13 protein-coding genes are annotated in these 14635 nt (G+C 57.9%); 11 read left to right on the forward strand and 2 right to left on the reverse strand.

Annotated elements, in window-relative coordinates; all coding sequences use genetic code 11:
- The first annotated feature begins 353 nt into the window (after positions 1-353).
- The 8 genes from GGD66_RS12330 (at position 354) to GGD66_RS12365 (ending at position 8411) form a co-directional block, all read left to right on the forward strand.
- Positions 354-2153, forward strand: coding sequence for an HrpF/NolX family T3SS translocon protein (locus GGD66_RS12330; protein WP_409362365.1), 1800 nt, complete (start codon positions 354-356; stop codon positions 2151-2153).
- A 905-nt stretch (positions 2154-3058) separates the two neighbouring features.
- On the forward strand, positions 3059-3355 hold the full coding sequence (locus tag GGD66_RS12335) for a hypothetical protein (RefSeq protein WP_146101257.1): 297 nt from the start codon (positions 3059-3061) through the stop codon (positions 3353-3355).
- Between the two features lie 71 nt (positions 3356-3426).
- Entirely contained in the window at positions 3427-3660 is a 234-nt protein-coding gene (locus GGD66_RS12340; protein WP_084674877.1) for a nodulation protein NopA, read from the forward strand.
- A gap of 114 nt (positions 3661-3774) precedes the next feature.
- Positions 3775-4665 carry a hypothetical protein gene (locus GGD66_RS12345; RefSeq protein WP_104461873.1) on the forward strand — a complete coding sequence of 297 codons (891 nt, stop codon included), beginning with the start codon at positions 3775-3777 and terminating at the stop codon, positions 4663-4665.
- 33 nt (positions 4666-4698) lie between these two features.
- Positions 4699-5238, forward strand: a complete 540-nt coding sequence (locus GGD66_RS12350) for a hypothetical protein (RefSeq protein WP_183257905.1) — start codon at positions 4699-4701, stop codon at positions 5236-5238.
- A gap of 2 nt (positions 5239-5240) precedes the next feature.
- On the forward strand, positions 5241-5669 hold the full coding sequence (locus GGD66_RS12355) for a M48 family metallopeptidase (protein WP_183257906.1): 429 nt from the start codon (positions 5241-5243) through the stop codon (positions 5667-5669).
- Between the two features lie 8 nt (positions 5670-5677).
- Complete coding sequence (gene sctV / locus GGD66_RS12360; protein ID WP_183257907.1) at positions 5678-7795, forward strand: type III secretion system export apparatus subunit SctV; 2118 nt, start codon at positions 5678-5680, stop codon at positions 7793-7795.
- Between the two features lie 106 nt (positions 7796-7901).
- Entirely contained in the window at positions 7902-8411 is a 510-nt protein-coding gene (locus GGD66_RS12365) for a tetratricopeptide repeat protein (protein WP_183257908.1), read from the forward strand.
- Positions 8412-8744: 333 nt separating this feature from the next.
- Here the strand turns inward: GGD66_RS12365 and GGD66_RS12370 are convergent, their stop codons facing one another.
- Positions 8745-8972: a hypothetical protein gene (locus tag GGD66_RS12370; RefSeq protein ID WP_183257909.1), complete on the reverse strand. Its 228-nt coding sequence runs from the start codon at positions 8970-8972 to the stop codon at positions 8745-8747.
- Between the two features lie 233 nt (positions 8973-9205).
- Positions 9206-9391, reverse strand: coding sequence for a hypothetical protein (locus GGD66_RS41420; RefSeq protein ID WP_246788854.1), 186 nt, complete (start codon positions 9389-9391; stop codon positions 9206-9208).
- A gap of 1114 nt (positions 9392-10505) precedes the next feature.
- Here GGD66_RS41420 and GGD66_RS12375 point away from each other — a divergent pair.
- From GGD66_RS12375 to GGD66_RS12385, 3 genes are all read left to right on the forward strand, one after another.
- Entirely contained in the window at positions 10506-11216 is a 711-nt protein-coding gene (locus GGD66_RS12375) for a hypothetical protein (protein ID WP_246788855.1), read from the forward strand.
- Between the two features lie 337 nt (positions 11217-11553).
- On the forward strand, positions 11554-13002 hold the full coding sequence (locus GGD66_RS12380; protein ID WP_246788875.1) for a pitrilysin family protein: 1449 nt from the start codon (positions 11554-11556) through the stop codon (positions 13000-13002).
- A 59-nt stretch (positions 13003-13061) separates the two neighbouring features.
- The gene (locus tag GGD66_RS12385; RefSeq protein ID WP_183257910.1) at positions 13062-14435 is read left to right on the forward strand and encodes a pitrilysin family protein; all 1374 of its coding nucleotides are present in this window, start codon (positions 13062-13064) and stop codon (positions 14433-14435) included.
- Positions 14436-14635 lie beyond the last annotated feature (200 nt).

A 14635-nucleotide genomic window follows, 5' to 3' on the forward strand; every position in this document is an offset into this window, starting at 1 on the left:
TAATTCGACCTAGTTGGCCCGGAGGCGAGCGATCGAGCATAACAAGCAAGCCGATTCCGATATCGAGAACCCATCACCGCCTCTCACACCATCATTGCGCGTCTCGTTGTGAAACCTCTGAGCGCCGTCAGCTTTTGGAAAGCTAATCGAACCTACCATGTGGCGTGAATATCTAGACGGCGATGTGCCTATAGATTGTAGCGGAACTGAGCGCGGGGGGCGCACTGAGCAATCGGAAGCGAGTGGTAGGAGCCATCGAAGCCTATCGACATTTCTTGCTCGTTGTTCGTCGCGATTCTCGGGCTGCGCCACATCACCGGCTTGTGGTGCGATCTCAAATCAGAGGACGTATAATGTCAGTCAACAACCTATCGCTAACCGCCAGCTCGAGTTTGTCCGGCCTGGCCCCCGGGCCCTCATCGGCGCGGGATCTTTCAAATTTCGAGGCGATGCTGGCTAGTTTCTCGTTGAAAGACAGTGCCGATGACCGTTCCACTCCACAGGATCCGCCGGCTGCAGACTCGGCCAAGCAGCTGACGGAGGAACTGACGCAGGAGGTGCGGAACATCCTCCCGCCGGAGATCAAGGCCGCACTGGACGCATGTCAGCAGGCCCCAGAGCCATCCTCCGCGGAGTCCTCCTCCGCTGCGAGCGCCCCGAAGATTGCAGAGGCACCCGTACAAAGCTCCAGGATCACGTGGAACAGCGGCACGCTGACTGATGCCGAGCTGCAGATTGTGTCGGTGCTGAACCGACACAAAGACAAATGCCCGCTGGATTGGAAATCTCTTGGAGATTTGGCCAACGATCCCTCCACACCGCCGGATCTAAAGGCGGCGATCGAGGCTCTGCAACTGGACCCAGAGCTCTTCTATGCGATAGGCTCGCAAGGTGACGGTCGCTGTGGCGGGAAGATCAAAGCAGGCGATCTCTCCGGCTTCTCCGATCACCACCCTCAGGTTGCTGCTTTCCAGGAGCAGCGGGCAAAGAGCTATACGCAAAACTACATCCCTTCCGACGGCACCCGGAATGGCGAGCCATCGGTTATGACCCAGACCGATGCATTGCGCGAGCTCTATCGCTATTCCGACAACCTGCCTAAGAACCTGAGCCTTGCGGATTTCAAGCGGATCGTCGACGGCGAAGCTAAAACCGGCAAATGCCCGCCACAGGTCCTTGCGGCCGCTCAATACTTCCTCGACCACCCGGATGAATGGAAGCACTTGTACGGTGGCTCGATAGACAAGGTCCACAAAGAGGACTTCCTGCAGGTTGCTTCATCATCGATGAATCTCTCGCAAGCCGAGCTCGATACGCTCAATACGATCAGCACGAACCAAAACGCTTTCTTCGGAAAGGGTGATCTGACCCGAGAAAAACTGGCGAGCATGGTCGATGATAAGAGCCTCGCGCCCAAGGTGCGAAAGGCGGCCTCCCAGCTGCTCTCCGATCCTGTGTTGTTCGGATTGATGAACAACGCGATTACGGGCTACAAAACCCACCATAAGTTCTTCGACTTCGGCGGCGGCCATACGGTCGATTCCGGCAATATCAGCAACACCGACTTCAACCAGTTCTTCAACAACATGTCGGGTGCGAACCGCACCGTTCACCAAGTGAAGACGCATGCCGCCCGAACGCCTGCCGAGCAGGACGCGGTCGCGGACATGACGATGGGCGTGGTAGACCAGCCCGACATCAAGTCTCCCAAAAAGAACGGTGGCGCCTTCATGCACGCACTTAATGACGTGCTCAAAGTTGGCTCTAAAATATTCGACTGGGCCGCGACAGCAGTCGGCGTACTTGGCTTCATTCCAGGCTTGGGTGAATTGGCCGATCTGGCGTCAATGGTGCTCGAAGCCGAGGCGCAAGCTGCAAATCTTCTTCACACTGCCATCAGTGGCGGCAACATAAAGCAAGCGCTGGAAGAAGCCGGGCTGAGCCTTGCGGCACAGGCGGTGGGCTGCATCGCCGGACCTGAGGTCAAATTAGCAATGCGAGAAGGCTTGGTGAAGCAAGCAATTCAAGAAGCCGCGACGGCCGGCATCAACCTGCCGGTTTCGGTGGCCCAGTCCTACGCGGAGGATTATCTGAATAACCTAAAGGCTCGCATCGAATCCGAGCGCTTGCAAGCTGCAGGCGCTAACGCCTAGGCGGAGCGACGCTATCTTCTCAGGATCACGCTGGAAACGCTAATCGAGCTTGCGCGGCCTCCGCGCGGTTGGGCCTCTCTGCCGAGCAGTAGGTCGCGCAAGCTCTACCAGCATACTTGAGACCGCCCCGAATCCGGGGAACTTATTTCGGCTCTTCACTGCGTACAAACTAAATGTTGGCCGCACTCGATCGTTCGAATCCGACCTCAAGCCCAGTCTGCCACTATGAAGTTCACATCGACCATACGTCCGCCTGTCAAGACCGCGATGCATTAACACTACGCGACAGACCGGCCGCAGCCGCGGAGCCTGCCGGTTGCGCAAGGATCGAGAGCACATTGGTCCAGAGCGATAGAAGTCCGAAGGGCTCTTTCTCGAGTGGCGGGCTTCTGCTCGGTCTCCCTGAAAGTAGGTCGCGATTGACGGATCTGCTATGGGCCCGCCAGGACCGAGGGACCGCTCTTGGCCGCTGAATCGGCCGTCACTCTGGCTTTCCGCCTCGCTCCGACCAGGTCCAGCTCCATGCCCGCTCCGCCTGACTGCAAGCAAATTGTCGAAAGAGCTCGGAGGCATCGCAAGGGACGTGAGCCCGAGATTGCAGCACGTCGGCCTCAAAACGTTTTTGTTAGTGGTGGCTTTGATATTCCGCTATTGAAGCTTTCGAAACGATGAGCACTGTGCTCACCCGATCAAGCTTACAAACGATTGTTTGTCTTAACCATCTGATCTCCAGCTTTCGCGGGCAACTTGTTCAAATACGGTCGGCTGGTGAAGACGTATAATGATGATCGACATCGGCTCTTTGCATTTTCTACGACTCGTCAGCTTGTCGAAAGCTAATACTTGCATAGTGGAGGACGGAAACTGCCTCCATTGGAACGATCGAATTGACATAGGAGAACCCGATGCGCGTTACGAGCTCTAGCGGCGCTGGGCACGTTGATGCTGACCTCCATGCGGCTGGCGGCAAAAGCGGCGGCAAAAAAGGATCTCACAAGCCTGGCGAGGGCGACGATCATGCCCGATCGCCTGATGCAAACATTCCCGTAAACGGCGGCGCGTCCACTCCGGGCGGCAACTCGCACGAAGCCGCTATGCAGCAAGCGTTCAGCGCCGCTTTGGGAGCCGCTGCTCTCCAAGTTGCGAATAGTGCAATGAGCCATTTCGACGATGTCATGGCCGAGACAGAGGAGGATTCCTGACGTCGCATGTTGCGACGTTAGGAAATAGGAGCCGCACGTCGCGGCGAAATTCGAGCACACAGGAGAATAGTATGACTAAGAATGTTGGTGCGTCTCATACCTCGACTGCAGGTGGAGCAGCCGGCACCGCTACTGCTGCAGCCGCTTCCACGGCTGCTGAAGCTGCTGGAGAGGCGGCATTCCAACGGCAAATCGCCGCCCTGACTTTGACCAGCACAAAGGCTGCTGAGAGGGATGTGGAACTTCGCGTCGTCTCGACCGAGCTCTCGACCGTCAAGAAAGCGGCCGATGAGCGGGTGCAGTAAGGGATGAGATGGGGCGACGTCGCCGCCCCATCTTCCCCGGCTGCTTAGTCTGTGAAGTCGCACGGGCCGTACGGTTTTGCCGTACGGTTCCGTTCGCTGTTCAGGAAACCGACCGTGAATGAACCAAATTGCCCGCATTTCGAAGTGTTGTCGGGGTGTTACTCCGGGCTGACAAGTAAAGTGGGGGTCGGATCGTGTCTGATTGGCAGCAGCCTCGATGCTGACTTGATCTTCGTCGAACAAGGCCTCGAACCGCACCATCTTCGTGTCACCCCCCATTCCAATTCAATTGAGATCGAGGCCCTTGCCAGGGACGTTAGGATCGAGGGGCACGAGACTGTTTTACCGAACGAATCCATTGTTGTCCCTCTTCCTGTCGTTTTGCATGCCGGGGCGATGTCCATTCGCTGGACGATCGAGGACTACAAACAAGCTGGCTCCATCGACCGCCGGCATATATCGCTCGCCTTTCTTGCTTTGGTCCTGATCAGCTCTGCCGCGGTTGGCGCAGTCTCACCCAGATTTGTCCAGACCGTCACCACCGTGGCGTCAAGTCCGTCGTCCCCTGCTCCGGACATTGCGCCCAAGCTGGCGCTCAGCGCTCCTGATGCTCTGGCCACCGATGCCGCTGCCGAACGGTTGCAAGAGGAAGTTGACAGAGCGGGCCTTGTCGGCATCAAGGTCGGCTCTGGGGCGGGCGTTGTCACCGCCGATGGCACCGTTACGCCCGCCTCGCTCGCCACATGGCGAGACGTCCAGCAGCGGTTTGATCACAATAGCAATGGCGCTTATACGCTCGTCAATGCGGTGGCTATCAAGGATGAGAAGACGCCTCCCGCAATTGGGGTCCAAGCTGTTTGGCGCGGGAGCGACCCCTATATTGTCATTGCTGGTCAAAAGTATTTCGTCGGCGCGCTCTTAAGCAATGGATGGACCGTCTACGGGATTGAGGAAGGGCGTGTTCTGCTGAGCCGGGATGGCCGGCTTGCCACTCTACCCTATTAGCGTTTCAGGCCGCAGGTAAGGAAGCAAAGTGCCATGACTAGGCTGCCCCCCAATCCCGTCGAGCCCGGCACCTCTTTTCAGGAGCCAAACGTTGATCATCATGCATCTGTCATCACGCCGGTCAATTCTCGAGCCAAGTCCATCGGGATTGACCGGACGCGTGGCAATGATCCCAAGAGCCACACCTCACTTTCTCGTCATAGTGACGTGCCGGATCTGTTGGTGGACGCCACGATCGAGAGCGCGCTCGAGCTCAGTTCGATCGATGCAGTTTCGCGCATCAATCTAGACGAGGCGCGCGCCCCGCCAGGTCAGATCGAGCCAAGCTCGGAACTCGCTTGGCTTAATGAGCCTAATCTCGCGCACAGTCTGCTCTCCTTCGTAACGCCGCGCTTACGTCATTCGCATGTTCTGCGTCCAGAGCAACACGGCCTTCTTCTGGAGCGTTTGGCTGATACGCTATCAGCCGCGCCAGAGGATTTGGTGCCACGTGAAGGGGCCGCCCTTCTGCAACTGGAGCTGCAACGTTTAATCCTGCTCCGGCAGAGTCACAACGGCTTGATCAAAGGCTAGCAATGGTCGTGCCAGACAAAGTGCAACACTTCACATCTACACAGCCGCCGATCGTTTCCGAAGCCGGCGCTATCGAGCTGATCTCCGGGCCGGAGCGAGATTTGCTCTGCGTGCTTTCTTATGTCTACCTTGCGTGCGGACAGAGCGCCAAGAGCCTGGCTCTGTTGCGGTTGGTCCCTCACGAACAGTCTCAAGACATCGGCCTGCTCCGCATCCTGGCCTACGCTCTCATCTCGGAGCGTCGCGGTGACGAAGCACTGTCGGTATTGGACAGGCTTGACAAACTGGATGACGAGCCGTCTTCGTGTCCGCCCTTGATGCTGATGCGCAGCCACGCCCTGCGCCACGCTGGCCGCATGATCGAAGCGCAAGCCGTCTTCAAACGCTATGTTTTGTTGCGGGGCAGCACAGCTGCAATCAAACAACAATAAGGCTTCTCATGGCCAACCTTCTACGAAATCTCATCACGCGCGCGCCGGCTCACCCGGATTTGATGGTCGCGTTGATGCTTCTTCTGGCGATCGCAATGATGATCATGCCGATCCCGATCGTCATGATCGATATGTTGATCGGCTTCAATCTGGGGTTTGCCATATTGCTGTTGATGGTAGCCCTGTATCTCAACACGCCGCTCGACTTTTCGTCCCTGCCGGGCGTCATCCTGATCTCCACCGTCTTTCGTCTCGCTCTTACCGTTGCAACGACGCGACTGATCCTCGCCGAGGGCGATGCCGGCAGCATCATTCATACGTTCGGCGATTTCGTCATATCCGGCAACATCGCCGTCGGCATTGTCATATTCCTGATCGTGACCATGGTGCAGTTCATGGTTCTCGCCAAGGGCGCCGAGCGGGTGGCGGAGGTATCTGCGCGCTTCACGCTCGATGCGCTGCCGGGCAAACAAATGGCGATCGACGCGGAGCTGCGCAACGGCCATATCGATCAGCACGAAGCCCGCAGCCGGCGCGGCGCGCTGGAGCGAGAAAGCCAACTGCACGGCGCGATGGACGGCGCTATGAAATTCGTGAAGGGCGATGCCATAGCCGGACTAATAGTCATCTGCATCAACATGCTGGGTGGCATCACGATCGGATCGCTCTCCAAGGGCATGTCCCTCGAGGAGGCGATGCATCATTATACCATCCTGACGATCGGTGATGCGCTCATTTCGCAGATTCCGGCCCTGCTGCTGTCAATTACAGCCGCAACCATTGTCACTCGTGTCAACGGTCCTTCCAGACTCAATCTCGGCGCCGATATCGTCAACCAACTTACGGCCAGCACACAAGCGCTACGCTTGGCCGCCTGTGTCTTGCTTGTGATGGGGTTCGTTCCTGGCTTCCCTTTGCCGCCCTTTGTCATACTGGCTGCGCTGTTCTCCGCCGCCAGCTTTCTCAAGGTTGGCGTGCAAGAGGGCAAGACCGCTCTCAAGGCCGGCGCCGGTCCCACCGGTTCGGCTCCCGCTTCCGCACAAGGTCAGAAGCAAACCGTGCCCGCGGAGGCACTTCCGATTACGCTGTTGCTGGCGCCGAGCCTGATGCAGGCAATCGACGTAGGGGAACTCGAGCAGTGCGTCGCACGGGTTTCGGCACTGGTTTCAGCTGATCTTGGCATCACAATTCCACGCATTCCCGCCCAAAGCGCACAGCACCTGGCCCAATCGCAATTCCGGGTGGATGTCGAAGGAGTGCCGGTGGAAGAGGGCGCCATTGACCCGACACAACTCTTACTTAACGACGACGTGGCGAACATTGAACTGAGCGGGATTCCCTTTTGGCAGGACCCAGACACGAATCGGATCTGGATCGAACGAGGCCATGCGCCCGCTCTCAAAGCTGCCGGAATAGGGCACCACCGTCCGAGCGAAATCATCGCCTTGCGCGTCCAGTCGACGTTGACACGCTATGCACAGCGCCTGGTGGGCATTCAGGAAACGCGTCAGCTGCTTAGCCGGATGGAGCAGGAATATGCCGATCTGGTCAAGGAGGTGCTGCGCACGACACCGATCCCTCGCATCGCGGATGTGCTACGTCGCTTGCTGGACGAGGGCATCCCGATCCGGAACACCCGTTTGGTTCTGGAGGCGCTTGCAGAATGGAGCGAACGGGAGCAAAGTGCCGTACTGCTCACCGAATATGTGCGCTCCGTTCTGAAGCGGCAGATCTGTCACCGCTATGCCAACGCCCATCGTGTTGTGGCGGCCTTTATCGTCGAGCGTGAGACCGAGGATATCGTGCGAGGTGCGGTGCGCGAGACCGCTGTCGGTCCCTACCTCGTCTTGGAGGATCGGCAAAGCGAGATGCTACTTGCACAATTTCGCCAGATCCATTCGAGCATCGCGCGCAGTCAGAACCAGCCAGTTATCCTGGGCTCGATGGATATCCGGCGTTTCGTCCGCGGCTTTCTCACCCGCAATGGAATAGACCTACCTGTTCTCTCGTATCAGGATCTCGCCTCGGATTTCACCGTCCAGCCGATTGGCTCCGTCAAACTTGGGCCTGGCAAGGACAAGACTCCTACAGGCGGGCATCATGACCTCCTCCCTGCGGCCGGCTGACGAGCACAGGTGTGGGGTCGTGAGGTCGCTTATGAATTCATGTAAGATTAATGTTCTGCGGCGCTGGCGTAACTTTCGTCGCCATTCGTGCTCGGCCTATCTCCCCATGCTTGCCATTGTGCTGCTCGCGGGTTGCGCTAACTCGCACACGTCGGGTCTTTCACAGAAGCCGATGTCTACGGCAGAGCTGGTTGGGGCCAAGGAGGTCGATCCAGCTATGCGCGAGCGCATCTCTCACGCCCTCGGTCGGGATGCTGACGAGAAGGCTTTGCGCGATGCGCTGAAGCAACGACCGGACAATGTCGATGCGGCGATTCCTCTTGCGCGGGGCCTGCTGATGCGTGAAAGCCCTGATGAGGCGCTTGAGGTGCTCGACAACATCTTGCTTGCAGCACCCGGCGACCTGCGCGCACTGAATGCCAAAGGTGTTGTGCTCGATCACGAGGGCCGCCATCACGAGGCGCAAACGCTATACCGCCAAGCTCTGGCAATTGACCCAGAAAATCCGATGTTGAGCAACAATCTCAAGCTGTCGCTCGCCCTTGAAGGGACGACGCAGAACGGCAATCCGGACCCACAACTGCAAGCGGATGGCCGGCACGCACCGTACCGTTAGAGGTAGTCAACGAACAAGAGCGGATCGCAGTTGCTCGGTGCCTGTCTGTCAGCTTACCGACAGCTAGCCGATTATCAGCCGCCGTGGAGGCTCAAGACTTAAATTCCCTGCGAAGCGACATCGTTCGTACAATGAAACCGACATGCATAACCAGGATCAGTAACCCAACCACACGCCAAGTGTATCCGCGACGGATGAATGAGACGACCCACGAACAATGGCTCGGACTGAACTGATAGTCAAACGTTTCAAGGACATAGTCTCTACTAAGAATTCGGCTCCGTCGAATTCTTCCTCCGGGTCGATCTTCGATGGCAACCCCGCCGTACTCGCTCATTTCCAAGCCGCCAGTGGTTGATATCTCAAAGTCTTAAGTTTGCTGGATGAGATGAAAGCACCTCGACGATAGATCTCAGCGTCACTCATCCGCTGGCCAACAACCCAGGCGATATCCTCCTGGAACGTCAGCTCCGGCTCAATGGCGACGAACCGCTCGTCCTCTCTACACATCCAATCGCCCAGCGAAAGCTCGCGCAGCAGCGTTGGGTTTTGCTGAGGCAAGTGACTCGATGATGGCGCTTAATCCCGCCAAGCAGGGCGACAAGTGGAACAAGAACAAAGATGCCAGATGCGCGAGCAGGGCAGCTTATATCTTTGCCGCAGCTGAAGACAGTAGCGCCAACGCCGACATGATTTCACGACGGCTGCCTGCGCAACCGGATCACCTGGCCAACGTTCTCCCTCGTGAACCTTACTTATTGTTCGATCGTGGATCTGCGAAGCGCCCGCTGCCGTTAACGAAAACATGCGGCCGAGGAACTAAAGTATCTCTCGAGCTCCGCGATCGCGCGTTCCTCCCACTGTGCAGCTTGTGCTAGTAATGAGTCCCGTTGGATTGGCCGAAATGCGGCGGACTGACGGCACAACGAAGCTATCGCGCGATAGCGGCAAACGTTTTCCATAACGGCCGGTCCGGTCATGTGTGGATCTCCTCCTCCCCTGCTATCCCGAGCAAGAACTTGCTCGAAAACCGTTCTCGATCCGTTAGCGGTCGGAGTGGAAGGCGTGAATGGTTGGCAGAATCTTGTCGGCATGAGGGGGACCGACAATGAACGTCTTCCACAAGGAGCACATCCACATAAAACCCGGCTCGGCAGTGCTCCATCCGGGCGCTTCTGCACCCCGTTGTCTCAGTTTATTGGTTGGATAGCGGAATGTAGAAATAGCTAATGGGAACGAGGAGCAATCCGTTTATTGGTGATTTGAAGGACGAAGAGGGCCGGTGCTTTGTCGGCATCCCCTTGCCTCCTTAAACAGAAAACGGCACACAACTGTGACTTCCTCAGTCTCATCGACGCTAGCGAGACTGAGCAGTTGTTTACCTCGCCGGTCGACAACCGAAATGCTGCTTAGAGACAAATCCTCTTAATCTCGCAACACTGGGCGATCTACCAGGTCGTGTAGGTAATCGCATAACCTTCCGTGGCTTGGTTTACTTGATTTAGCAGTGCGCTTGTGCGGCGGGAGTGCACAGGGATTCATTAAGCGAAATCGAAGAAGGCCAGAGATACTCATCGATGCTCAGCTCAAGTAGTATCGCCGCAAGTTCCGAAAAGTAAAAGGCTATGGGAACGAGGCTAACGGCCGGGATCTTCTGGGACGTAGACTAACCCCGCCTTGGTCCACATCCGATTGGTACCCGGGCCTCCCATCCGATGCCACGTGTGCCGCTCATTGTGCTTCAAAACGTGCCGCAGTCCTCCCCCTCAACAGGCGGCGTCGTGGATCTGCTGAAACTATGGTGCCTGTCAGCATGGCGGCGCCGCCGGAGTCAGGTGAGGCCGTGTTGGACCGGCGACTAGCAATGACGAGTGTTCCTGGTTTTGCGGCCGTGCGCATCACGAAAGGCTACTGCGCCATTCAAGAGAAGGCGTCAGCCAGCCGAAAGGCCTCTGGCCATCAGCCTACCAAAACAAGGAGACGACGGCATCTCTTGTTTGTTTGTAGCATATGCTGTGCGAGCGTATGGCTGACCACAGATGACAACAATGTTGCGCCCGCGCGCTCGCACGGTACGCGATTAGGGGCAATCGGATGACCACGCCGTTTCGACGGAACTGGAATCCAAAAGAATTATTCGATGCTCTTACGCCAGCGATGTTCGCCGCCGAGCCGTCGGCTATCCGCGCTCGTTGGGACAAATTGTGGCCTGATCTGTACACGGAATATGACGCCCGGTATCTGAAACAAGAATTAGTGGCGCGAAATCTTATTGCTTCCGATGAAGCTGCGGCATTCTTCAACGCTTGGGCGATTGACGAAGAGCGCCACACCGACGGATTCATCCGAATCATTGAACTTGTCGCTAACGGGTCGGAAAAGGATCTTCGGGCGAGATTGGACGCCCGAACACATGATTTTGGTCCGATCGTTGAACACCTGAAGGACGAATTCTCCCTAATGGTTATAATCGCGTTTGATGAGATGTGCACTTGCCGCGCCTATGCAGCAGAAAAGCCATTTTATGATGCGCTTGGGAACAACACGTTCCATCATTGGCTGCGGGAGGTTATTGCCGACGAGGCGGTCCACTCGATGAACGCCGTTAACGTTATCCGCGCACGCTATCGCGACCGCATCGACCAAGCCGCCACAATTCTCCATAACCTAATCCGCGCGTCGGATAATCTACGCTATTCTGGCACCTTCGTCCTGGACTATTTCGGCGCAGTGTACTCCAAGGAGCTGCTCGCCGACTCCCGGCTCGCGACCATGAGAAATATTGCCAAGCCGCTCATCGTGTAAAGCGAGATGCGTAACAGCGAGCCTGCCTAAAGTGCACTGGCGCCATATCGCCGCTCAATCCACCCTTTCAGCAAGTTTCCATTCCGTCAGTTGACGCCAAGTTGTCCTGACGCGTTGTGCGCAATGTCGTGTTCACGACTGTCGACGGTTCACCTTTGGCCAGACAATTACGCGCCGGTTCTGTTTGTGTCCAGTTGAGGTGCGCGCGGCTGTGAGCACGCCATTCGGCAACTGGTCCGGTTTTTGCTCTGCTGTTTTCCAAAACGACCTGCGGCTCCCCGCTTTATCGGATTTGCCCGCCATAAACGTGGATCAGTATGCAACGAAAGGCGATGCCATGAAGAACCGGATTTCGGTCACCGCCAAGGCGGGAGGTGCCACTGCTAATGCCTTCGAATCGACGAGGCGCACTGCGCCGGCGGTCGAGCACAGAATAGATGATTACACTGACGTATACCTTCCCGATGAGGATAGCGTCTTTGCCGACACGATCAGATCAGATCGACCAGCTAGCTTCACGCTTCAGAACGGCCTGCAGGTGGTCGTGATCCCGGATCATCGCACACCCGTTGTGACTCAAATGATCTGGTATAAGGTCGGTTCCGCCGACGAGCCGCCTGGCAAATCGGGGCTTGCGCATTTCCTCGAACACCTGATGTTCAAGGGCACCTCCAAACATCCGGCGAACGAATTCTCCAAGGCCGTGCTGCGCGCGGGCGGCAATCAGAACGCCTTCACCGGATTCGACTACACCAGCTACTTCCAGCACGTGCCGCGCGAGCACCTCGGCAAGATGATGGAGTTTGAAGCCGACCGCATGACCGGCCTCAGTCTCAAAGATCAGAACGTGCTGTCCGAGCGGGACGTCGTGCTGGAGGAATTCAATAAGCGCGTCGCCAACCATCCAGGTGAACGGCTCGCTGAGCAGATGATGGCGGCGCTTTACCTCAACCACCCCTACGGTCGCCCCATTATCGGGTGGCGCCAGGAAATCGAAAAGCTTACCCGAGAGGACGCGCTTACCTTCTACCAGCGCTTCTATGCACCGAACAACGCGATCCTGATTGTCGCTGGCGACGTCGCCCCCAAGGAAGTCCGCTCGATGGTCAAGGAGACGTTTGGCGGCATCCCCCCGCAACCATCGATTCCCCTGGAACGCCTGCGGCCGCAGGAGCCGACGCCGGCCGCGCCGCGCACAGTGACGTTGGCCGATTCCCGCGTCGAGCAGCCAGCCCTGCACCGCTATTATCTCGTACCGTCGGCTCGCACCGCGGCCGCAGGTGAGGGTCCAGTGCTTGACGTGCTCGAGCAGTTGATGGGCGGCGGCGTCAACTCATATCTCTATCGCTCGCTGGTGGTCGAAAAGCAGCTCGCGGTCACTGCCAGAGCGCGCTACCACTCTGCCGCGCTCGATCCCTCGCTATTCGAGATTTCTGCCATACCAAAACCTGGCGTCAAACTCAGCCAGATCGAGCGTTCCATCGACGAGGTAATCGCCGACCTTGCGCGTACCACCGCGAGTGCCGAAGATCTCGAGCGGGTCAAGACGCGGTTGATCGCGCAGGTAACCTACGCCCAGGACGATCAGGAAATGCTCGCGCGCTGGTATGGCCGCGGCCTGACAACGGGACTATGCATCGACGATATTCGAGGCTGGCCGGACGGCATCCGCGCGGTCGGTGCACAGCAGGTGCACGGGGCCGTGCGGAAATGGCTCGACAAGAAACGATCGGTGACCGGCTATCTCATCAGAGAGTCTACGCCAAAAGACGGGGAGCAGCCCTAGTGATCCATCCTTGCACACGACGTGGGATCCTCCTCGGGGGAGCCTCGCTCTCAATCGCGATGCTCGCTTCGCCAAATTCGCTTGCGGCCATGAGGACGCTTGCGCGGACCAGGATCAAGCGCCTGGTTTCGCCTTGCGGTATAGAAGCCTGGTTCGTGCAGGATTCCACTGTCCCATTGATCGCGATGGAATTTTCTTTCACTGGCGGCGCGACTCAGGACCCCCCTCAAAAACCTGGCGTAGGCCACATGGGTGCTGGCCTGCTCAGGGAAGGTTCCGGCGATCTTGACTTCAAGACCTTTCATGAGCGGCTCGACCGTCGTGCCATTGAGCTGCGTTTTCGCTCGACCCATGATCACTTCCGCGGTGCCTTGCGCACGCTCGAGGACAATGCGGACGAGGCCTTCGACCTTTTAGGGATGGCGCTAACCTCGCCGCGTTTCGACGCGGCCGATGTCGAACGGATCCGTGCCACTGTGCTTGCGCGCCTTCGGCACGACTCGACCGATCCTTCGTCTCTGGCCCATCGCAAGTTCCTCGAAGTCGCCTTTAGCGATCATCCTTATGCTCGCCCAGCCGGAGGCTCGCTGGAAAGCGTGCCGAAGATCGAGGTCGCGGATCTCAAGGGTTATGTCCGACGCGTGATCGCAAAAGACACGCTCAAGATCGCGGTGGTCGGCGACGTCGATCCAGGGGTGCTCTGCAAACTGCTCGACAAGTCCTTTGGCAGCCTGCCGACCAAAGCGGAAGCGACGTCGGTTCCCGAAGTCGTCGCAGCAAAGCCGCCGCAGCGGGTCTTTATTCCGCTCGACGTGCCGCAGACAGTTGTGACTTTTGGCGGTCCAGCCGTCCGTCGCAGCGAGCCCGATTTCATGGCCGCTTTTGTCGTCAACCACATCCTCGGCGGCGCCGGCCTGACGTCGCGCCTGTTCCGCGAAGTCCGCGAGAAGCGCGGACTGGCCTATTCCGTCCGTGAGCACCTGGTCTGGTTGGATCATTCAGCCATGTTTCTCGGCAATAGCGGCACCTGCGCCGATCGTGCCGGCGAAACGGTCGAAGAAATCGAGAAGCAGGTCCGCCACATCGCCGAGGAAGGACCGACTCAGCAGGAACTCGATGATGCAAAGTTTTACGTGAAGGGCTCGCAAGTGCTGGCTCTGAACACATCATCAAAGCTTGCGCGAACGCTGCTGCAGCATCAGCTTGACAAGCTGCCCATCGACTATGTCGAAAAGCACAACGCCGTGGTCGATGGGGTGACGTTGGAGGACGCCAAGAGAGCAGCGCGGCGGCTGTGGGGCGAGGGTCTGCTCACAATTATCGTCGGCCGCTCCTCAAAGGACGCAGCGCAGCCGATCACCATGCCATCGGGGACCACACGCGCGCCAGGCGCCGAGCAGCTAGACGCCGCCCCGATGGCGCCACCCAATTAACCTTCTTGCAGCCCGGGCCCTTAGCAAGCGCCTCCCTGTTGCGCGCAGAGTGTGTCTAGCCACCCGCCTTGACGCGGAGATATTCGCTCGTCGGGCAGGTACCATACGGCCGCTCGAGTGCCGCTTTTGCTCAATATCGTTGCCAAACCAGGCGGCAGTCCGGCTTGAAGTCATCAGGGTAGCGAAATGCAAAAATAGAG

Source organism: Bradyrhizobium sp. CIR48 (assembly GCF_014198315.1).
GTDB lineage: Bacteria > Pseudomonadota > Alphaproteobacteria > Rhizobiales > Xanthobacteraceae > Bradyrhizobium.